Genomic DNA, 21,789 nt, shown 5'->3' with positions numbered 1-21,789 from the left:
AAAAAAGCACTAAGGCACGCGAGAACGACCTTAGTGCTTATTTCACCCGTTGTAGCGTAATGTCTGGAAAAACCGTAAGACCAGTTCCGCTTCCTGCGTCGTCGTATAGCGTCCGGCATATTGTCCGTCCTCAAAAGCAGTGACAGTCAAGGTGCAGGAGACCAGCTGCAGACCTTCCGACAACCGGACTTCAAACGTCGCGGTTTGCAGAGGTAAGGGAGTATCGGTCGTAAAGTAGAGGTGACGTGTACTCGTCCGGTGGGCTTGAATCTCGGAAAAACTAAAGTCGAATGTCTGATTTTGATGTTGTAGCATCTTAATTTTGCCTTGGACCGTAAAGCTCGGGACATTATCCGAGGCAAGCGAACAGGCTTCGATCGGATACAAGACTTCCCGGATCAGAAAACTTTCCATGACGGCCGCGGACACCGGTCGGCTGAATAAATACCCTTGGATGTTCGGACATTCAAGCGACCGGAACATCTCCAACTGTTGAATCGTTTCAATGCCTTCCGCGATGACGGCAAGATTAAACTCCTTCGCCATGTAGAGAATACTTTTAACGATCGCTTGTGCTTTCGTGTCTTCCGCGATATGCGTTGCAAACTGACGATCGATCTTGACGACATCAATCGGATAACGTTGCAGGTAGACCATTGATGAATATCCTTTTCCGAAATCATCGAGCGCAATCCGGACACCGAGCCGGCTGACATGTTCCAGCGTCCGGCTGATATTCGGATCATCCATGATCAATGCCGCTTCGGTGATTTCCAGTTCCAACAGCTCGGCCGGCAATTGATACGTAGCCAGTATCTGTTCAATCTGGTGTTCGAACCCGGGAATCAAAAACCGTTTCGGCGAGACGTTGACGGATACCGGGACAAGATCGGCACCGGCACTGGACCAGTCAAGCATCGCCTGGCACGCTGTCTCGACGACCCAGTCGCCGATTGCGATATGCAGGGCACTTTCCTCGGCGAGCGGGATGAAATCATTGGGCGGAATCCGTCCCCATTCCGGGTGTTGCCAGCGGATTAACGCTTCGAGACCGATGATTTTCCCCGTCCAGCTGTCGACTTTCGGTTGGTACTCAAGAAACAGTTGCTTCCGTTCAATCGCATAGTGTAAATCCTGTTCGAGCCGGTAACGGCGGTAATAATCGATATCGAGATTGGACGCATAATGATGGACGGTACTCTGATTTTCACGTCGTGACCGCCGGAGCGCCGTATACGAATGTTTCATCAATTCGACCGGATCGCTGCTGTCGTCCGGAAAACGGCTGATGCCGATCGAAACGCGGGTGAATAAGGCGTACGGATCAATTAAAATCGGTTCGACGGATAAAGACAATAACGTTTCTGCATACGACGTGACATCGTCCTTGAGGCTCGACGGAACGAGGATTGCATATTCGTCGCCTCCGAGGTGTCCGAAAAAGACACCCTCCGGTTTTGAGGTGTTGAGGAGTGCACTTGTCGCCTGAATCCACTGGTCACCGGAAGCATGACCAAACGCATTGTTGATATCCGAAATCCGGTTAAACGAAATCGACAGAATCGAAAATGCCGTGTTCGCCTGCATCCAGTCACGGATCGTCTCCGTCAACGAAAGACGGTTCGGCAGACCGGTGATCGAGTCATACATCGCCAGCTGTTGCAAACGTTCCTCATACTCTTTTTGAAGTGTAATGTCGTGCATGATGCTGTTCGTGTAGGCAATCGAACCGTCCAGCTGGAAGACCGGAATCTGCTGGTCCTCAATCCATTTCATACGCCCATCCGGGAACAGCAGACGATACTGGATCGTACTTGCTTTACCAGACTGCAACTGTAAGATGAAGCGTTTCATTGCCGGTACGTCACGCGGATCGAGTCGCTCGAACAGCCAGTCCTGACTGAGGATCAGATCGTGCGGCAACTCTTCGAAAATCTGGAAAAATCCTTTGGAATGAAACAACAGGCGTCCGGTTGATAAGTCGATTTGTGAAATAGCGGCTTCGAGTGCTTCATAGATTTCACGCGTCTGTTCCCGTTCGCGTGCCAGTTCACGGCGCGCTTCGCTGACTTCTGACAAATCATAAAGAATCAGAGAAATCAATCCGGTCGGACCGTCGCGTCGTAATGCCTTCAGGCGTAACAGTTGATATTCGTAGTCGGCATTCAGGACGGACACTTCCTGTTCGAATGTATCGATTTCTCCGTCAAGCAGGCGAATCATCTGAAAACGGAGCGGATCAAAATCACGCGGATGGATCCGTTGATGCACCTGTTCGTTTGACAGCTGTTTCGGTTTCACCGGATCAAGACCGAGATAGTTGATCAACGACGGCGAATACTCGATTGTTCGGGTTGCTGGATCGTAATGAAAGACGACCAGTTCCGGAATCTGTTCCGTCAGCTCCAGTTGTGACCGGATGTGGACGACGTCATCCTCCAACTGTTTTTCGCGGGTGATGTCCCGTGCAATCCCGTACACCCCGACGATTTGTCCCTCCTGTTCGATCGGCATGTTCGTAATTTTGAGCGTCACCCGGTGTTGATCGGCATGCAGACCTTGTGCCGTATAGTGGACCGTCTCACCGGCCAGGGCCCGCTCGAAAAACGCCGTGACGGACGCATGCTGTTCCGGTGGATTAAAGACGGCGAAATGATTATATAAAGTTTCCTTCGAATAACCGAGCATCCGTGGAAGTTGTTCGTTGAAATAGATGATTTCACCAAGATGATTAAAGAAAAAGACAGCATCTGTACTTTGCTGAAAAAAAGGTTCCACACGTTCTGGGCGTGACAGTTCTAACCCGCCAATCAGCAGAGGGGATGTAGATGAACGGCTCAGCCGTTGCATCGCGTCGAAAAAAGTCATAGACAAATCTCCTCACTCGAATTTTTTCTCTCACTCTTAGTATCGGAGTAAACGAAGAGCAATTGCAATCAAAGTTCGAAGAATAGACTTTTTTTCAAAAAAAGCGAATCATTTTTTGGAGAATGAGAGGAAGTGGAATGGAAAAGAAGAGGGGGGGATTGGAAGTCTGCTTTCTTTCGCTCGCTTTTCTCGGGCGGAACGGAAGCCGCGGTCATCGTGACCGTCGACCGGGTCTTCCTTGTTCCTGTCGGAAGCAAAGCTTCCTTTTCCCGTAGAAATCGAGCTTCGAAAGCAGACGTACCCGAATCATTCGATCGGGCAAAAAAATATAAAAAATCATCAACGAAGGAAACGTACAAAAAGACAGAAAGACAAAAAGACAAAAAGACAAAAAGACAAAAAGACAAAAAGACAAAAAGACAAAAAGACAAAAAGACAAAAAGACAAACCCCGCCGATGCCTGTTGAATGGCATATGCTGGAGTTTGTCCGTGCTTTACATATTAAATGGCAAGATCAACAGAAGTCTCGCTGGCATTGGGATCAGCCTGATCCGGTCGGTCGGCATCGTTCATGCCATGATGGCGTCCCGGTCCATGTCCGCGCGGTCCTTGTTGTAAGTCGTCATAGCTTGAGACTTCATCGGCCCGTTCCTGCATCCGTTCCTTGATCGCCGTCGCTTGTTTTTTCGTGATGGCACCGCTTTTGACTTTCGCATCGATTGCTTTCGTTTGTTCGGCAAGGACAGCCTTCTCAAAAGCAGCGAAGGAGATGTTGTTCGCTTCCGCAAATTCCGGTAACGGTTGGTTCGCTGCCTTGAACTTCGTCGCATCGAGATTCAGCCGTTTCAAGATAGCGGACGTTGTATCACCGAAGACGTCATGACCGGGTCCACCGTGTTCGCCTGGTCCATGTTGACCGCGGTCCGGTAAGTCATCGTAACTGTTAGCATCCGAGAACTCTTCTGTCAGGCGGGCTTTGATCTCAGTCGCCTGCTTTTTCGTCATCTTCCCGTCTTTGACGAATTGATCGAGCTGTGTCGTCTGCGCCGCAAGCAATGCTTTTTTGTAATCTGCGAACTTGATGGACTGGGCTTTCGCATAAGCAGCGAGCGATTGGTTGGCTGCATCGAATTTATCTTGGCTCAGACCGAGTGCCTTCAAGACGTCGGCAATCAACGATTCGTTGAAGAAGCCGCCTTTGTCACCGCGATGTCCTTTTGGCATCTGTTCTTTTAAATCGGCATAACTCGAAACCCCGCTAAAACGTTCTGTATGATGTTTTAACATATCCGCTGCCTGCGACTTCGTTAAGTCACCTGATTTGACGAGTGAAGCGAGCTGTTCTTTTGCGGCGGCGAGTTCCGCCTTTTTATAGTCACTGAACGAAATTCCTTTTTGTTTGGCCAAATCTGCGATCGATAAACCTTTTTCATGGGCCGCATCGACCTGCTTTTCCGTCAGATTCAATTTTTTGAGCAGTAATGTAAAATCGAGTCGTTTCATCCCTTCGAAATGCGGACGTTCTGATTTCGTTTCTGTTGAGCTGTCGTCATTGGTTGCAGCATAAGCAGAAGCTCCTCCTACTGTTAAGGCGCTGATTGTCAGTGCGGTGATCCATTGTTTTTTGAATTGCATGGGTGATCACTCCTTTCACCCTTTATGTTAGCGGGACACGCCTGCGAAGTTGTGAGGAAGTTGCAAGGAAATCGCAAAGAAACGTCAACCGTTCAAAAAAGACGGTACACTACAAGTGGAGGGATGAAGATGCACATATTAGTGATAGAAGATGAACTAAAGCTGGCACAGGTGACGGAACGGTTCCTTCGTCATCACGGCTATACAGTCACACTCGCGGCATCGCTTGCGGAGGCTAAAACAAAACTTGCGGGTACGTCGTTTGACGCTGCCCTCGTTGATGTCCGCCTGCCGGACGGGGACGGCTGGTCGCTTGTCCCGGATATCAAAGCGACCGTCCCGGCTCCTGTCGTCTTCATGCTGACGTCACGCGGGGAAGCGGACGATCGGGTGTTCGGACTGGAACTGGGAGCAGATGATTATCTCGTCAAACCGATTGTCCTCAAGGAATTGATCATCCGACTCGAGCGGGCGTTGAAGCAACGGTTGCCGGTCGGTCGGCAGTTAGGTGACGTGACGATTGATGAGAAGGCGCGCCGTGTCCAAAGTGGACCGGACACCGTCAGTCTCGCGAAGATGGAATTCGAACTGTTGGTCTATTTCTTTGAGCACATGGGCGAAGCACTAACGCGCGATCAAATTCTCGATGAAGTCTGGGGCTATACGTTCGGAGGCGATACGCGGACGGTCGATACACACGTCAAACAGTTGCGGGATAAGATGCCGACGATAAAACAACAGTTGAAGACGGTCCACCGGGTCGGCTACCGGTTGGAGGCAATCGAATGAGTAAGTTGATGCGAAAGTTTTTGCTGGCTGTCATTGCGCCGTTATTGATTATGGGTATACTCAGTTTCGGTCTGACGGCGTTCCTCGTCAACCGGTTTGCGGAAGATGAACGTTACAGTCAGTTGATGCGGGAAGCAAATATCATCGAGGAAGCACTGGCGGAAAATCGTCCGGTCCCGCGGGAAATCCAAGGGTTTATCACGCGTGACGGGGGGACGGAACGAATCGGGGGACGGGGACGGCAAGTCATCGAACTGCCGATTCTTGACGATCTCAAACAAAAAGACATCATCGAAGTCCAAGGGAACAGGCTGTTGACGTATCAGTTGAAGAGCGGCGATACGGTCATCACGACGATTCGCGAAGCACCGCTCGCAAGCAGTGCCCTCGATGGCGTCTATCTGGCGATTGGTGTTGCGTTACTTGCCGCCTTACTGCTGGCAACCGGGCTGGCCTATTACATGGGACGGCAATTCATCCGACCGATCATGGAACTGCGGACGGTCGCCAAACAGATTGGCGACGGACAAAAAGACGTGCTTTTACCTGACCGCCCGAATGATGAAGTCGGTGATCTGATTCATGCGGTCGATGAGATGCAGGAACAGCTTGTCCAAAAAGAAGCATTACAAAAATCGTTTATTGCCGGAATCACGCACGATTTACGGACACCGCTCGCCATCATCCGCAACGAGACGGAAGCTCTGGCGGCCGGAGTGATTCCAGTCGACGAACTGCCGGACGTCACAACCAGTATCATCGAAGAAACGGATCGGCTTGGGCTGTTGATTGACGAGACGCTGGTCTATTCGAAACTCGCCGGCGGAATGATGCCGCTGGACCGGACGGAGGTGGCCGTGGATCAATTAGTCGAAGAAACGGCGGAACGGTTACGATCGACGTTCAAAAAAGACGGTCTTCGTTTAACGGTCGAGACAGCACCGGTCCTGTTCTCGCTTGATCGGCGGATGTTCGAACGGGTTCTCGTCAATTTTCTGATGAACGCCCATGTCGCTGCCCCGAGCGGAAGTGAAGTGTTCGTCCGGCTGACAGCAACCGAATTGACGGTGGAGGACGCCGGAAGCGGTGTCGCAGAAAACGACCGGTCAACGATCTGGGATTTGTATGTCAAACAGACCGGCGGCTCCGGGCATGGTCTCGGTCTTGCGATCAGCCGGTTGATTCTCGACAGCCACGGGCTGAAGTACGGTGTCCGGGACAGCGCGCTTGGCGGTGCCTGCTTTTATATCCGGTTCAAATAGGGCGAAAAAAGGTCCCGTCCTTCACCTGAGTGAAGAGCGGAACCTGTTGGTTATTCAGAATCGTTGGCTTGAACGAGACTCGGTTTGACGAGCGTATAGAACTCATCGCTCATCCCGACGCGGCTGCCCATCTGACAGGCGAGCTCAAGTGTCTCCTGGTAGAATTTCGCGACCAGACTATGATTTTTGATGTGCATGTCCTTCATTGCCTTTTCGACACCAAGGACGACTTTCGCAATCTGGTCATCGGCGTCATTGCGAACCGGGACAACGTTTTCCGGCAGATCCACTTCTTTGTCGTGTCCGTTAAAGCGGAACGACGCCCCGAAACCGAGATGCTCGAGGAAGAAGTGCGGTAACAATTTACCGGCGAAGAACTGGTGCCACTCTGATTCTTTCATCGTATCCATGTCGCGTTTGAACGATGTCGTTGCAAGTGCATAGCGGTCATGTGTATCTTTCATGAACTTCTCGAGGATTGGTACCTGCATCGCAAACGAATTCTTCAGCAGATTATCGAGCTGTTCTTGCGTTAATAGTTCTTGTTCAGCCATCAGTTTAACCCCATTTCGTTTCGTTAGTTCTATCGTAAGAAATTTAGACAATTCCGTCAAATCTTTTTCAAGAATAGAGTTTACCTATTTCGCAAAAGGGAATTCCTCTACTATCGAAGAGTTAAGGGGGAGTTAGCATGAAACGAGTAGCAATGACAGGGGTATTAATCGGAGCATGTCTAATTCCGGTGACAGCTTTCGGCGCAAGTAACGTAACGTACAAAACAGGTACGATTCAAAACAAGGACTTCGGCTATTCCGTCAAGGCGACGACCGCCTTGCAGACAGCAATCAAGCAGGATAAGGTCGATGTCGTCAAAAACAAAACCGTCAAGACGAAATACGGCACCGTGACACGCAGCGGGACGTTTTCGCTCTACTATAAAGTAAAGGGCAAAGATCAAATGCTCGTCAACTTGAACTTTGAACCGAAAAAATTAACGAAAAAACAATTTGAGAAGCAGGTCGGGTTTGGAACGTATCTCGGCACAAAAGGCAATAAAACATACTATTATGTGCAACCGACGGAAGCTGTCAAAGGTGCAGCCGGAAAGCAAAAGATTGCCGACCTGATCACACGCGACGTTCCGGCGATGATGAAGACATTCAAATTAAAATGAGGAAACTGCAAGGAGCACTAGCTTTTGCTAGTGCTTCTTTTGATGGTCCGATATAGTAAAGGTTGAGGTGAAGTGAAATGGAATGGACAGTAACAGAAGTTAAACAAACAACAGAAGTCTTGCAACTTGAGAAATGTGTCAACGATCACGATGGCATTGAATTGAAAGTCGCCGCGGATTGGGTCGGGCAAAATGATTTCGCGATTTATGACGATACGAAATTGATCGGTTATCTGCAAGCCTTTGCCTACTTACCGACGGAATGGGAAATCAATGTCTTCGTCGATCCGGATTACCGAAAGCAAGGTGTCTTTAAGACACTTGTCGAAGCGGCGAAAGAAGCAGCTCGTCCGCAAGGCGTCGAAGCGTTTACGTTCGTCATTGATGATGAAAGTAAATCTGGCCAAGCCGTCCTGGGTCAGCTCGGTGCCGAGTATCGGATGACGGAATACAACATGGTCTTGAAAAAAGCGCAATTGTTCCTAAAAGCGGACCCGGATTTTGAACTGCGGGAAGCGACAGCGGACGATCGTCCGTTCATCGTCGAGACACTAGGTTCGTCATTCGGCAATACAGCCGATGAAGCGGAATCGATCTATCAGGCGATTGAGTCGAATGATCGTGTCACCTATATCGGTGTCGCAAACGGCAAACCGGTTGGTGTCATTCGGGCGTACTTGGCGTCTGAGACACAAGCGAGCATCCATGCGTTTGCCGTTCGTCCGGAAGCGCAAGGCAACGGATACGGCAAAAAGATGCTGAAGCTGATGGTCCAGGCGATGTTCCGCACAGGTCGGACGCAGCTTGAACTGGATGTCGAGACAGATAATGCCCGGGCACTTGATTTGTATAAAGAGGCCGGGTTCGTCGTCGGACGCGGTTACCAGTTCCATGTACTCGGCTTATAATTGTTTTGCAGAAAGTCCACGCGAGTGGGCTTTTTTTGTAGAATTCAAAGACCACAGGTCTGTCCGCTATTTAAAGAAATATGATATCGTTTCCTGTCGTCCGTTGGCGCGCTTTCCTCGGGCGGAACGCAAGCCGCAATCGTCCTCTTCGGACGACCGGGTCTTGCCTGTTTCTGACGGAAGGGACAAGCCCTTCCTTTTCCCGCAGAAGTCGCGCCTGGACGACGGACACTTTTGGGAGATTCCATAACATAAAAACAAGTTCACATTCTAAAAGAAATCTGAAACCTTCTCGATGTTTTGTCGTATACTAAGCATATGGAAAAAAAGAGGAGGCGACGTCATGGACGGTCGACAGGATTCATTACGGACGTTGAAGTGGGTATCAGGTGGTTTAGAGGCAGTGCTCGGAATTCCAATTTTAGGCGGATTGATTGTTCTCGGGACAGGTTATAATGCGCTTTGGTTGATGCTCGCATTCCATATCGTGGTCGTCGTCTTGACGGCGCGAGCGGGTCGGGTCTCAAAAGGAAACATCGTCGGAATCGTCGCGTCGACAGTCGGCGTCATCCCGGTCGTCGGCATGTTGTTGCATATGGCAGCCGCCATTACGATCTTGCTGGATGCGGCATTCGGGAACCGGGTTATCACGCGGACACACGTCGAACGCGTTGAACCGATTCGCCCCCGTCCGGTCCGAAAAGAACAGGAACGCAAAGAGGATCATCCGTTCTAAGTTTTTTTCGTTGACAGGACAAAACAAGCCGTGTAAAGTAAACAACAAGTTAAGCCATATCAAACAAATCAACGACGCGGAGTAAGTACCGTCAACACTGCCGACAAAGCGAGTCAGGAAAGGTGAGAGCCTGACGCGGTAAGCTGATCAGGGAATGGACCGCTGAGAGCCTGTTGAACGATTCAGTAGACAGGACGGTTGCCCCCGTTACCGGGCTAGCTGGTTGTTGGACCAGCGACAAGAGGAGATTTTTAATCTCAACTAGAGGTGGCACCGCGCGGATACAGGCGTCCTCTATGCATTAGCTTTTGCTATGCATAGAGGGCGTCTTTTGTTTACGTCAAGGAACGCCGAATCATCCAACGCACATTATCTTTAGGAGGAATTTTTGATGAAAAAGACATTGATCGCGGCGGCAAGTACGGCGTTCCTGCTTGCAGGATGCTCCACAACGGATACGGAAACAGCAGCACCAAATAAAAACGAAAAGAAAGTTTTACACACGATGGAAAGTTATGATCTCCTGTCGGTCGACCCGGCAGATGCTATCACATCAAATATCTTTAACCAGATTTATGAAGGACTCTACCGCTTTGATGCAAACAATGAACTGGTCCCGGCAGCAGCGAAGTCGCACAGCGTGTCGGAAGATGGCAAAGTCTATACGTTTAAGTTGGACAAAAACGCTAAATGGTCTGACGGCAAACCGGTCACAGCGGAAAACTTCCGTTATGCCTACGAGCGCGTCATCGAAACGAATTCACCGTTCGCGTACCTGCTTGAGCCGGTTAAAGAAACAAAGGTCATCGACGATCAGACGTTACAAATTGAACTCAAACGTCCGACACCATACTTCCTCAGCATGACGACGTTTGGTACGTATATGCCGGTCCGGGAAGACATCGTCAAAGCACAAGGCGAAAAGTTTGGAACAGATCCAAAAACAAACGTCTACAACGGACCGTTCACGTTCAAGAAATATCAGGCGGAGCAAGGCTACACGCTGGCGAAAAACGCAGACTACGCCGACCGAAAAAACGTCAAGATTGACGAAGTCGATGTCAAAATCATCAAGGACCCGATGCTCGCGATCAACCTGTTTGAAACAGGCGAACTCGACGTTGCACCACTCAACTCAGAAAACGTCGTCACGTACAAAAATAAAAAAGAGTACAACACGTTCAGCGACTCACGGATGTTCTTCATCCGGATGAATCAAAAAACGGACGCGCTGAAAGATCAGAAAACACGCCAGGCGATTGACGCGGCGTACGATAAAAAAGCACTGACGGAAACGTTACTCGGAAATGGTTCATTGCCGGCCGATTACATCGTCCCGCAGGACCTTGATCCGAAGTACGACAAGACCCGTCAGATTGAATTGTCGTTTGACGCAACTCAAGCAAAACAAGTGCTCGCTGATCAAAACCTCGAGCTGACGATGATCATTGAAGACGACGATGTCTCGAAAAAAATCGGTGAGTACATCCAAGGCTCATTGAAACAACAAAACGTCGACGTTAAACTGCTGTCACTGCCGAAAAAAGAACGATTGGCGCGTGAAGGTCGAGGGGATTACGACCTGTCACTCGCGAGCTGGGCTCCAGATTATCAAGATGCAACAACGTACCTGAACTTGTTCATGACAGGAAATCCGTTTAACATGATGGACTACTCGAACAAGAAGTATGATACTCTCCTGAAACAGGCGGAAAATGAACTCGATCAGGACAAACGCCTTGCGCTGTTAAGCAAAGCGGAAACGATGTTGCTCGATGATCAAGCCATCTCACCGGTTTACCAACGGAAAAATGCCTTCCTTCAAAACACGGAAGTCAAAAATCTCGCCCGTCACAATGTCGGAACAGATATTTCATATAAATATGTTGAGATTGACCGCAATTAAGGTGAAACCATCAGGCATCCAATCAGCTGTCTTCTTCTATAAGAAGCGTTGATTGGGTGTTTTTTTTGTTATGTCTATTATCGATGTGGCGAAAGTATGAAGGCGTGAACTACAAAATCAGGTCAATTCTATTAAAGCGTTCTCAGAAGTGACCGATAAAGAGGGTGATGAGATTTGAAACAGGAAAGGGAGTTTCGAAGATGAGTATGCTACGGAAAAATTTAAAAATGCGGTTGTTTGTCTGGGTCTTGGCGATTTCAGTCATTACCGGTGGGATTTCAGCACAGTTGACGTTGTTTTTAAACCGAGGACTTGATGTCGCGGACGGACCGTCGATTTGGTTAGGTGCCGGGATTGGCTTAGTTTTATCCATCATTGGTTCAGCATTGATCCAATTGATTCTCCGTCAACCAATCAAAGCGATTGAAAAAGCGACGGAAACAGCACGTGAAGTCGCAAACGGTAATTTCAACGTCGATTTCGAAGAAGCAAAACGCGGCGACGAAGTTGATCAGTTGATGCATGAACTCGAAGTCATGGTCTTACATATCCGCAAACAGGCAACACAGATGGGCAATTCCAGTGATAAATTGACGGCGTCAGCGCAGGAAATCGCGGCTGCTGTTCAGGAAGGTAATGCATCAGGCGAAAGCATCCGCTCTGCGATGGCAGAGCTCTCAACGAAGATGAATGAAAACGTCGATCAAGCTTATCTGTCGATGGATGCGCTCGGCGCCGTCAAACGGACGATGGACGAAGTCGCCAAAGAAATGAACGAAGCATTGAAATCAGCAACGGTCATGCAGACGGAAGCGGAGAACGGGAAGACGCTGGCGACAGACTCGGTCGAAGCGATGCATATGATTTCAAGTAAGATGGAACAATCAGCGACATTGAACAGTCGACTGACCGGTATGACAGGTGAAATCTCACGGATTACCGATGTTATCAGTGACATCTCAGCCCAGACGAACTTACTCAGTCTTAATGCCTCGATTGAAGCAGCACGGGCCGGTGACGCCGGGCGTGGATTTGCCGTTGTTGCAGCGGAAGTTAAGAAACTCGCCGAACAGACCGCAACGTCGGCAAAAGAAATCACCGATTTGATTTCCGGTGTTAAACGTCTTGTTAACGATACAGCTAATGCGATGACGGACGTCCAAAAAGAAGTTGCAACCGGTGTCGGACTCGTCGAACAAGCCGGTTCGTCGTTTGAAGAGATTCACCAGTCGACAGAAAGTGTTTATTCACGTGTCCAGTCGGTTGATCAACTTGTCATTAAGTCAGACAAGGAAATCGATCAGGTTGGTTTAACGACGGCGAATATTCTCGCGATGGTCGAAGAAGCATCGAAACATGCGGAACAGGTCTTGCAGGCATCAAGCCATCAAGCGGCTTCACTTGGTGAGGTTAACGGCGCGATGGAAGAGTTGGTTGCAGTTGCAGAACAATTACAGGAAGAGACAGGTGCGACGCGTCTGTAAATCAGAAATCATAGACGGAAGTAGCGTCTGCGATTTTTGTTTGAAGTTTTTTATTTTTTTTGAGAGAAACTGTTAAACATTTCGGTACGGCGACGATATATAGAGTGGAAGCAGTCATCGACTACAACCATCGTGCTACTCTTGGGCCGGCCAGGGGGCACATCTCGGAGAAGAAGGATCTTCAAAGAGACAAAAAAATTATTCCTATGGAGGGAAATTACAATGATTATCAATCACAACATTACAGCACTCAACACACACAATAAACTTTCGAGCGCAACTGCAGCTCAAGGTAAATCAATGGAGAAACTGGCTTCAGGTCTTCGCATCAACAAAGCGGGTGACGATGCAGCTGGTCTTGCAATCTCTGAAAAAATGCGTGGACAAGTTCGCGGACTTGATCAAGCGTCGCGTAACTCGCAAGACGGTATTTCATTGATTCAAACAGCTGAAGGTGCATTAAACGAAACACATGATATCTTGCAACGTATGCGCGAGCTTGGTAACCAAGCTGCCAATGATACAAATACATCTTCTGACCGTGGGGAAATTCAGAAAGAAATTAACTCGTTAACTTCTGAAATCAACCGTATCGGAAACACAACTGAGTTCAACACACAAAAACTTCTTGATGGCGGAAAAAATGGTGCTGGAAGCGCGGCAGTCGCTGCTGTAGCTGGTAAGTTTACTGTTGGTGTTACAGATACAGTTAGTGCTGGTATTACAGTTGATGGTACTAATTTCAAAGGTGCAACCTTAGCAGATGTTGAAACTGCAATGAATGCTGAAACAGATTTCACTGATAAATACTCAGTAGCTGTAGTCAGTGGTAAGCTTGAAATTACTCAAAAAGCAGGAGAAGAGTCTTCGACGAACCCTACTATCGCTGGTGGAACGATGACTGTTGATAACGCTGGAGTTGCAGCTAAGGCAGAAGTGATTGCAGATTCTTCGAAAAGCTTGAAATTCCAAATCGGTGCTAACGAAAATCAAAGCCTTACTCTTGATATCGCTGATATGCGTGCGTCTGCTCTTGGAATCACAACTGCAGGAACAAGCGACAAATTAGCAGTTACTGATGGAACAAACAACACAACTACTGAGCAAGCATTAGATGTCTCAACACATGCTAACGCTGCAAGTGCAGTTACAAAAATTCAATCAGCAATCGATACAGTTTCTGCTGAACGTTCAAAACTCGGTGCGAATCAAAACCGTCTTGAGCACACAATCAACAACCTTAAAACTTCTTCTGAAAACCTAACAGCAGCTGAATCACGTGTACGTGATGTCGACATGGCAAAAGAAATGATGAACCAAACTAAGAGTTCAATTCTTGCACAAGCAGCACAAGCTATGCTTGCACAAGCGAACCAACAGCCACAAGGTGTTCTTCAATTACTTCGTTAATCATATTTTTTACTTAAAGGTCATGGACTTGTTCCATGGCCTTTTTCTATTGAATTTTAAAAACAGGTATTACAAGTTACTCGAATATGCCGATATACTACATAGAGAACAAAAAGGAGTGTTTGTCCATGAATTCCATCAATACGGAAATCCGGCTTCACCTGCCTGAAAATGTCTTGCCTTACGAAGCGACACGAAATATCTTTGTCGAAGCGAATCAAGAGGATTTGGCAGAGGATGGCATCGTCATTTTACCAACGCCGCAACATATCACGAAGCTTGAAACCGCTATTGAAAAGGCAAACGTGCAGCTCGAAGCGCAACGCACTGGTTTAAAGTTTGTTAAGCATGAGAAATTGAATGAGTTTTATATTCAAGTTGTCGATACAAATAATAATGTCGTTCAAGAAATTCCAAGCAAAAAGGAACTCGATTTTTTTGCAGCTTTCATGGAATTTAATCAACTGATCGATAAACGAATTTAAGGGAAAGGACTGGTTGGATGGCAGGAATACGTCTTAGTGGTCTCGCAAGTGGAATTGATACAGAAACGATGATTAAACAATTGATGCAAGCAGAACGTGCACCTGTTGACCGTCTGTCACAAAAGAAACAAACGTTGACATGGCAACGGGATGCTTACCGCGAAATGAACCGTGGTTTACTCGATTTACGAACGGCAGCAAGTGATATGTTGCTATCCAAAAACTATACCGCGAAAACTGCCACTAGTTCGGATACATCGAAAGTCGTCGTTACAGCAAGTACAGTCGCAACAGCAGGGAGTGTAACGATTGATAAGGTTGGTCATTTGGCGTCAGCTGCCTCTGTAACAATGACGACAACAGCAGGAAAGTTATCCGATACAACGCTTGCTGACAGTGGTATGTTTACAGTGACGGATGGAAAAATAAACATTCAAATCAACAGCTTTTCTGCTGACGGAACAGCAGTCAGTGAAACCATTTCGCTAGATGCAACACAAAAAATATCGGATTTAACATTAGCCATCAATGCTAAATCAAGCCTCGGAATGAGCACAGTCTATAACGACATTACAGGTAAGCTGGTTTTCACGAAAACAAGTACCGGAAAACTGAATTCAAGTGGGGCAGATATAACGATTCGTGATGCGAATGCCAATGTTGATATTGTAAATTCACAGTCATCGACGATGGGGCAAGACGGTAAAAATGCCAAGTACACGATTGGTGGGCAAGAGCTTGAACAACGGACGAATACGTTCACCCAAAATGGTCTGACGATTACGTTGAATGGAACGTCTACAACTGCCACAACAATCAATACAAAACTCGATACGCAAGCAAATTTTGATTCGATTAAGAAGTTTGTTGATAAATATAATGATTTAATCGACAAGATGAATAAGAAAGTACGTGAAGAAAAATATCGTGATTTTCAACCATTGACGGATGCGCAACGTAAAGATTTAAGTGAAGACGAAGTCAAGAAGTGGGAAGAAAAAGCGATGAGCGGTGTACTCAAAAATGACACTTTCCTTCGTGACGGGATGAACTCGTTCCGAAGTGCGATTTCTGCGAAAATTGATACAGGCTATTCGTATATATCAGGTGCGGATACGATTCAATTGCAGTATATGTCACAAATCGGCATCACTTCAACAAGTGACTTCCGGGATGGTGGAAAGCTGAAAATTGACGAAACGAAACTCAAAAAGATGCTTGAGGAACAGCCGGAAGGGGTCTATAAACTGTTTACGGCGGATGCACCGGAACCGGTAAAAGATGCTCAAGGAAATCCAATCCCGAGTACAGCTGGACTAGACGGATTTGTTCGTCAAATCCAAGGTTTCGCGACAACGATGCGCGATAAAATTTCGAAGGTCGCAGGACTTGATGGGGCCGTCGCGACGACATACCGTCTCGGAAAATCATTAGCTGATCTAGATAAAAGTATGCTGACGTGGGAAGATAAGTTAACAAAAAAAGAAAATGCTTATTACCGTCGCTTTGCAGCGATGGAACAGGCAATGAATCAGGCGAACAGCCAATCAGCGACACTCGCTTCATACTTAGGACAATAAGGAGGACTTCAGATGGCGAACCCATACGCAACGTACCAAACGAACTCTGTGACAACCGCTTTACCTCAAGATTTAACGTTAATGCTGTATGAAGGACTGATCAAGTTCTCGATGCTTGCGAAACGCGCGATTGAACAAGGGTTGATTGAACAAAAAAACATGAATATTCAAAAAGCTCAAGCAATCATTCTAGAGCTTCAATTAACACTTAACCAATCGATTTCCTTGTCAAAAGACTTGAATAATCTCTATGACTATATGCAGGGACGTCTGATTGACGCTAATGTCAAAAATGATGTTGTTGCAATCGATGAAGTGATTGGTTTTGCAGAAGAGTTTCGTGAAACCTGGAAAGAAGCGATGAAGCTCGCGCGTCAACGATGAGTCCGCTCGATCCGCTTCTTCTGAAAACGAAACACTTGATGGAACTGCTTGAGCAGACGCCGGACGAAGACATTTATGACGAATGGTTACTGAAAATCCAGAACTTGTTGAACGAACGGGAAGCGTTCATCGCCGCTCATTCGAACTTACTAGCCGGCGCCAATCAAGCCGTCATTCAAGAGCTGGTTGCAGAAAGTCAAAAAATCGACTTGAAATTATCGTCAGAAACCGCTAAATTAGGGGTACAAATCAATCAATTGCGTCAGACGAAAACAAGTCGGAAATCGTATATCGATCCGTACGAAGAAGTCGAAGGTAGTTTTTCACCGTATTTTGATTCTCGTCAGTAACTTTCTAGACGTAGGGAGGGATCTCGCGTGCCAAAACGTGAAGACAAGAAACGAAAGGTCGTCAAACCATTTTACCGTTCCGATGGATCGTACGATCAGTTCATCGAACCGGATGTCGAGTCGGAATCCTGGGAAGAAGCCGAACGTCCGATTTCCGATTTACCGGATGCGTATGAAGAAGAAAAATATCGGCGCGAGTCGTTGTAACGAAAAAGACTTTCCATCGCGGAAAGTCCTTTTTCATTTAAAGCGATAAGCATTTTTCTCATGCTGTTTGACGCTGTACATCGCTTCGTCCGCTTGAATCAGTAACAAAATTGTCGTTACGCCGTCTTCCGGGTAACGGGCAATCCCGATCGACGGCGTGACCGATATTGCTGTCCCGTGGAACAAAAACGGCTGATTGAGCTGATTGATCAAGTCTTCAGTATAGTGAACTGTCTCAGATTTCGAACGGGGTAAGAAAACAATGAACTCGTCTCCGCCGAGCCGGGCAGCAACTTCATCTTCCCTGAGATGAAGCCTGAGCCGGTTCGCCGTCTCCTGCAGGACATAATCGCCGGCGTCATGTCCGTACCTGTCGTTGACTTGTTTGAACCCGTCGAGATCAATGAACAGCAACGAACCGGCTTCAATCTGCGTCAACCGGTCCTGCAGGAAGTCTTCGAAATACCGACGGTTCGGTAACCGCGTTAAGGCGTCATGATAGCCAAGTTCTTCGAGCCACTGTTGCTGTTCGAGCGTTTCAGTAATATCCGACAGCAGGACGTAGACATATTCGTGATCCGGAACGGGAATCAGCGTCGTATCGTATGTTCTGGTTCCTTCATGCAACAACAGCTTCCTGCTTGTCTCCAGGCGCACGACTTCTCGACGGAGTTGTGACGACAGGTATTCCGGGAGTTGCTGACCGAAATGCTGCAAGGCCGGCGGATTCATCGTTTGGAGGGTCCCCATCCGGTTGACTTGAAGAATCGGTTCCGGATGATCGAGAAACAATCGCCGGTACTCTTCTTTCCGCAGTTCGAGGAGGGATGTCTGTTCCTTGACCTGCTGCGCGAGATCAAGCTGGATGACTTCGTATTCTTCTAATAAACGCCGGTTTAGCCGTTCTGAAAAGTACTGACGAATTAAAAACAACGAAAACAATAAGGCGATTGACAAAATGTAAACGAGAAGCGGAACTTGGAAAAAGGAAATCCAGACGAGCAACAGCATCAGGCTGACGTACGGTAAATACGGACGCGACAACGTATATTTTCGTGTCGTCGATGCCGGGACGCGGCGGAAGTAACGGATGAGTTCAAACAAGCTGAGTGGATAAAGCGGTAAGAAAAAAACGGCAAGATCAAACTGGCCACGAATCAAAAACGTGTAGTAACCGAAGTTCGCCACACAAAACAGGGCAATGGCCTGGATGAGCGTCCGGTGACGTACTGTATCGCTTAGCCCCGTCGTGTAGAGGATCAGAGAAAACAAAATCAGTGCCATGAAACAGAGCGAATAGATGGTCATCGCAATCAGTTCGACGGTATTTCGGGAAAAATCAGGCACATTCTGTAAAATCATCACGTAACCGAAGACGAACGACATGCCGAATAAAATAAAGCCATCAAGATAAAGCAACCGATTTTGACGGAACGAGGACCAATCGATTAGTTGGGCCAAGGTCATCGCGGTCAAGAATAAGAAAAGTGTCAGTGTCACATTTGCCAAGGCGTCAGACCAAACAGGGTGGAACCGGTCGGGTAACGATGCTAAAACAGAGTTGATGACAATTCCGAGCCAAAATAACACAATCGCCTGACCGATTCTACGGTACGGATGATTCGGTCGTCTTAAAAAATGAACCAACGCTGACCAGGAACAGAAACTTAAGCCGATTAAGGTAATACTGCCGGCGATGGCATGGGTCCACGTCTGGTCAAACGTCAATGCTAGAATCAGATAGGTCACAAGTAAATAAAGACTGGTTGCGTAAGGTCTCGTCATGTGTTCGCCTCCTTCCTCGATGTCTTATATGTATGGATTTCGTCAACCAAAAAGAAAACCCCTGTTTCGTCCAACACATCGCAGACAAACAGGGGAGAAAATTAAATGGGATGTTGTTCGCGGTACAGTTCCCAGTGCTCGCGGGCTTCTTTTTTAATTCGATCGGAAACCGTTTTACTTTGGAAAATGAGACCGTACCATTGTTTGGCGTTATCTGTATCGCCTAACGTCGCATACAAATCACTGATCCGTAAAAGTAAGACATCGTGAGGAATACCCGTTCGGACCGCATCCGAATACTCTAAATAGATGGTTTCGTATTTTTGGACAGATCGCATCGTCCAAGAAAGTTCCTGTTCCAAATCTTCCAGCAACCGATACATCCATGAAATTCGAATACCAAGCATCGCTTGGATGCTGTCTTTTTGTAACGTGACTTGTGCCATATACAAACATAGTTTGTATAGATACAGTACCTGTTTCACAGAACGTTCTGTTGCAGAGAAAGGTAAGACCGGAAGCATTGATAAGATGTCCGTTTCTAGTAGCGTTCGGACATCAGGCCGTAGTTTTTCAAACGCTTCATGGAAAATGAAACGACAGTGGCTACATTGGATGGGTTCGTAAAAATAGACGTTAGGTCCCTGATAATGAACGAAGCCATCCATATCGGTGTGTTCGACACGAATATGGCGGCTCAGAACACGTTTCGTCTCCGTTTCTTTGAGACAGTAGGGGCAACGGCATTTTTTAAGATAAAGATCAGGCATGATACGTGCTCCTCAAGATGAATTTAGACAAAAACGTTGACGAGCATTCCTTTGATTTCACCTACCTGGTCGAGAATCTCGAGTCGACGGGATTCGCCTGAAATGACGTTGTCGGTCAGTTGCAGCAACTTCGCATCGACCTGTTCGACAACCTTGTAGATTTTCGTTCGTCCACGGCGATTGAAGCCACGCTTTTCTTCGAGTTGTTGTGACTGATCGAGGGCATCTTTTAAGAAGTCCTTAATTTTTTCTTTATAAGCTTCGAGGTGTTCGATTGTCTGGCTTTCCGCCAGCAACTGACCGTGCTCTTCGACGAGCATCAACTTTTGTTGTAGACGTTCGTAGCCTTTATGTTCACGCTTATCCTGCATCAAGGCAGAAAACGTCGTCGATGCTTCGACCTCACGTGGTCCGGTCTTCGGTGTCTGCAGGCGGCTTGTTTCTTGGATGCGCCGGATGTCCATCGGGGATTCCTCCTTTGATTAGTTGAGTAGTTGTAAGACGCCTTGCGGTAAGGCGTTTGCCTGGGCGATCATCGCCATACCCGACTGATTGAGGATATTATACTTCGCGTACTCCATCATCTCACGCGCCATATCGGTATCACGAATGCGTGACTCAGACGCCGTCAGGTTTTCTTTACTGACACTGAGGACGGACGATGTTGCTTCGAACCGGTTTTGGATTGCTCCGAGTTTTGCCCGTTGCTGGGAAATCGTATCGATGGCCTGTGTATAACGGCTGATAGCTTCATCGGCGTCGCTGCTCGTCATGACGCTGAGCGCGTATTCCGGTGTTGTGTTGACGCTTGGATAATCGAGTGCCCGGGCGTCGGCATTTGGTTTGACGGTCGTACTGATTCCGATGTTGCGCGCACGCATATCATCAATCGTTAAAGAAATGCCTTCGTTCGCCCCGGCATTCGTCTGAATGAAGACAGCATTGTCTTCTGTACTGAAGCCGCCTGTCAATAGTTTTTTACCGTTGAACTGGGTTGTCTCGGCAATCCGTGAGACTTCATTCGTCAACTGGTTGATTTCTTCCTGGATCGCCGTCCGGTCTTCCGTCGCAAGTGTTCCATTACCGGCTTGAACGGCCAGCTCCCGCATCCGTTGCAACAGATTGTGCGTTTCACTGAGTCCACCTTCGACCGTCTGGACCATCGAAATGCCGTCGAGGACGTTTTGTTCCGCTTTATCAAGCGCTTTAAGACGGTTCCGCATCTTTTCAGAAATTGCGAGACCGGCCGCGTCATCAGCACCGCGGTTGATCTTTTGACCGCTCGACAGTTTATCCATCGTCGTCTTGACGTTCATCTGATTGACACTTAAGTTTCGGTAGGCTTTTAAAGCCTGTACATTGTTTGAAATCCGCATTAATAGTCCATCCCTTCGTAACGCTCATGGTGTGCCGCCCGGACGAGGGGACGGTCTTTCTTCAGACTGGCCGCTTGCCAGGTGACCAACAGTTCTTCCGTCAGTTGTAACAGTTCTTCTAGGCGTGTCGGCTCAAGATAAGCCTGCAACGTCTGTTCCGCTAAGTAATAATACAGTTGATCGAGCTGGGCCGTGATGATGCCGCCTTCGTCGTTCAGACCGGCCTGCAGTTTTTCAAGCAATTGGTAGGCTTTTTGCAGACGGACGTTGACGGTATCGAACCGGCGCTCGTCGCGACCGGTAATTGCCTGCTCATATTGAAAGACGAGACCTTCTAACATCGTCTCCGTCAATTGTTGGGGAGTCATTTGATACAGTTCTTGTTCGGTCATGTGTTCCGTCCTTTCGCGTGATCGAGTTCTTCAATCAACAGTAAAAGTTCTGCCATCACATCATAGAGTTGCGGGGGAATCGCCGTTCCGAGATCCAGGTCAAGCAGATGACCGAGCAACGACGTATCCTGTTCAATCGCTACGCCGCTTGCCCGGGCTTCCTGTAAAATCCGGTCCGCTGCCGCACCCGTCGCCCGGGCGACGACGATCGGGGCATTCCCCGACGCTTCATCGTACCGGAGGACGGCCGCTGATTTCCGGTGTTTTAAGTCAATTTTCTGGTACAT

At 47.9% G+C, this 21,789-nt stretch carries 22 protein-coding genes and 1 other annotated feature; of the genes, 13 read left to right on the top strand and 9 right to left on the bottom strand.

The genetic code is table 11. The annotated features are described in order from the left end of the window. Positions 1-42 precede the first annotated feature (42 nt). Together KNP91_RS08395 and KNP91_RS08390 are read right to left on the bottom strand one after the other, a co-directional pair. Positions 43-2,868, bottom strand: coding sequence for a sensor domain-containing protein (locus KNP91_RS08395; protein WP_214849579.1), 2,826 nt, complete (start codon positions 2,866-2,868; stop codon positions 43-45). A gap of 502 nt (positions 2,869-3,370) precedes the next feature. Beyond that, positions 3,371-4,504, bottom strand: a complete 1,134-nt coding sequence (locus KNP91_RS08390) for a hypothetical protein (RefSeq protein WP_214849576.1) — start codon at positions 4,502-4,504, stop codon at positions 3,371-3,373. A gap of 129 nt (positions 4,505-4,633) precedes the next feature. On the opposite strand from KNP91_RS08390, the gene KNP91_RS08385 reads away from it, so the two are divergent. Both KNP91_RS08385 and KNP91_RS08380 read left to right on the top strand, forming a co-directional pair. After that, a complete protein-coding gene (locus tag KNP91_RS08385) occupies positions 4,634-5,293 on the top strand; it encodes a response regulator transcription factor (protein ID WP_214849574.1) in 660 nt (219 codons plus the stop codon). Then, entirely contained in the window at positions 5,290-6,555 is a 1,266-nt protein-coding gene (locus KNP91_RS08380) for a HAMP domain-containing sensor histidine kinase (RefSeq protein ID WP_214849572.1), read from the top strand. The genes KNP91_RS08385 and KNP91_RS08380 overlap by 4 nt, the downstream gene beginning before the upstream one ends. 50 nt (positions 6,556-6,605) lie before the next feature. Here KNP91_RS08380 and KNP91_RS08375 read toward each other — a convergent pair whose 3' ends face one another. Further along, positions 6,606-7,109: a hypothetical protein gene (locus tag KNP91_RS08375; protein WP_114595083.1), complete on the bottom strand. Its 504-nt coding sequence runs from the start codon at positions 7,107-7,109 to the stop codon at positions 6,606-6,608. A gap of 137 nt (positions 7,110-7,246) precedes the next feature. Here KNP91_RS08375 and KNP91_RS08370 point away from each other — a divergent pair, with 137 nt between their 5' ends. The 11 genes from KNP91_RS08370 (at position 7,247) to KNP91_RS08320 (ending at position 17,179) form a co-directional block, all read left to right on the top strand. Then, on the top strand, positions 7,247-7,729 hold the full coding sequence (locus KNP91_RS08370; RefSeq protein ID WP_114595084.1) for a hypothetical protein: 483 nt from the start codon (positions 7,247-7,249) through the stop codon (positions 7,727-7,729). A gap of 77 nt (positions 7,730-7,806) precedes the next feature. After that, positions 7,807-8,637 carry a GNAT family N-acetyltransferase gene (locus KNP91_RS08365; protein WP_214849570.1) on the top strand — a complete coding sequence of 277 codons (831 nt, stop codon included), beginning with the start codon at positions 7,807-7,809 and terminating at the stop codon, positions 8,635-8,637. Positions 8,638-8,980: 343 nt separating this feature from the next. Further along, a complete protein-coding gene (locus tag KNP91_RS08360) occupies positions 8,981-9,373 on the top strand; it encodes a hypothetical protein (protein ID WP_214849569.1) in 393 nt (130 codons plus the stop codon). A 62-nt stretch (positions 9,374-9,435) separates the two neighbouring features. Next, positions 9,436-9,671 (top strand) — a binding site (T-box leader). A 93-nt stretch (positions 9,672-9,764) separates the two neighbouring features. Next, positions 9,765-11,279: a peptide ABC transporter substrate-binding protein gene (locus KNP91_RS08355; protein ID WP_214849567.1), complete on the top strand. Its 1,515-nt coding sequence runs from the start codon at positions 9,765-9,767 to the stop codon at positions 11,277-11,279. Between the two features lie 200 nt (positions 11,280-11,479). Then, positions 11,480-12,763: a methyl-accepting chemotaxis protein gene (locus tag KNP91_RS08350; RefSeq protein ID WP_188004686.1), complete on the top strand. Its 1,284-nt coding sequence runs from the start codon at positions 11,480-11,482 to the stop codon at positions 12,761-12,763. Between the two features lie 222 nt (positions 12,764-12,985). Further along, complete coding sequence (locus KNP91_RS08345) at positions 12,986-14,173, top strand: flagellin N-terminal helical domain-containing protein (protein WP_214849565.1); 1,188 nt, start codon at positions 12,986-12,988, stop codon at positions 14,171-14,173. A gap of 128 nt (positions 14,174-14,301) precedes the next feature. Then, a complete protein-coding gene (locus KNP91_RS08340; protein ID WP_214849564.1) occupies positions 14,302-14,658 on the top strand; it encodes a flagellar protein FlaG in 357 nt (118 codons plus the stop codon). Positions 14,659-14,675: 17 nt separating this feature from the next. Beyond that, positions 14,676-16,238 carry a flagellar filament capping protein FliD gene (gene fliD, locus KNP91_RS08335; RefSeq protein WP_214849563.1) on the top strand — a complete coding sequence of 521 codons (1,563 nt, stop codon included), beginning with the start codon at positions 14,676-14,678 and terminating at the stop codon, positions 16,236-16,238. Positions 16,239-16,250: 12 nt separating this feature from the next. Continuing rightward, positions 16,251-16,622, top strand: coding sequence for a flagellar export chaperone FliS (gene fliS / locus KNP91_RS08330; protein WP_214849561.1), 372 nt, complete (start codon positions 16,251-16,253; stop codon positions 16,620-16,622). After that, positions 16,619-16,972, top strand: coding sequence for a hypothetical protein (locus KNP91_RS08325; protein WP_214849560.1), 354 nt, complete (start codon positions 16,619-16,621; stop codon positions 16,970-16,972). Before fliS ends, KNP91_RS08325 begins: the two co-directional genes overlap by 4 nt. Before the next feature lie 27 nt (positions 16,973-16,999). Next, positions 17,000-17,179 (top strand): hypothetical protein, encoded by a 180-nt coding sequence (locus tag KNP91_RS08320; protein WP_026827549.1) that lies wholly within the window; start codon positions 17,000-17,002, stop codon positions 17,177-17,179. 33 nt (positions 17,180-17,212) lie between these two features. On the opposite strand, the gene KNP91_RS08315 is transcribed toward KNP91_RS08320, so the two are convergent. From KNP91_RS08315 to KNP91_RS08290, 6 genes are all read right to left on the bottom strand, one after another. Beyond that, positions 17,213-18,964 carry a diguanylate cyclase domain-containing protein gene (locus KNP91_RS08315; protein WP_214849559.1) on the bottom strand — a complete coding sequence of 584 codons (1,752 nt, stop codon included), beginning with the start codon at positions 18,962-18,964 and terminating at the stop codon, positions 17,213-17,215. A gap of 101 nt (positions 18,965-19,065) precedes the next feature. Beyond that, a complete protein-coding gene (locus tag KNP91_RS08310) occupies positions 19,066-19,734 on the bottom strand; it encodes a DUF2225 domain-containing protein (RefSeq protein WP_214849558.1) in 669 nt (222 codons plus the stop codon). Between the two features lie 23 nt (positions 19,735-19,757). Beyond that, a complete protein-coding gene (locus KNP91_RS08305; protein ID WP_114595095.1) occupies positions 19,758-20,198 on the bottom strand; it encodes a YaaR family protein in 441 nt (146 codons plus the stop codon). A gap of 18 nt (positions 20,199-20,216) precedes the next feature. After that, complete coding sequence (locus KNP91_RS08300) at positions 20,217-21,110, bottom strand: flagellin N-terminal helical domain-containing protein (RefSeq protein ID WP_214849557.1); 894 nt, start codon at positions 21,108-21,110, stop codon at positions 20,217-20,219. Continuing rightward, complete coding sequence (locus tag KNP91_RS08295; protein ID WP_214849556.1) at positions 21,110-21,502, bottom strand: flagellar export chaperone FliS; 393 nt, start codon at positions 21,500-21,502, stop codon at positions 21,110-21,112. The genes KNP91_RS08300 and KNP91_RS08295 overlap by 1 nt, the downstream gene beginning before the upstream one ends. Further along, positions 21,499-21,789: an EscU/YscU/HrcU family type III secretion system export apparatus switch protein gene (locus KNP91_RS08290; protein WP_214849554.1), complete on the bottom strand. Its 291-nt coding sequence runs from the start codon at positions 21,787-21,789 to the stop codon at positions 21,499-21,501. Before KNP91_RS08290 ends, KNP91_RS08295 begins: the two co-directional genes overlap by 4 nt.

The organism is Exiguobacterium sp. s138, from assembly GCF_018618775.1.
Lineage (GTDB): Bacteria > Bacillota > Bacilli > Exiguobacteriales > Exiguobacteriaceae > Exiguobacterium_A > Exiguobacterium_A artemiae.
This window is presented reverse-complemented; position numbering and strand designations above follow the sequence as displayed.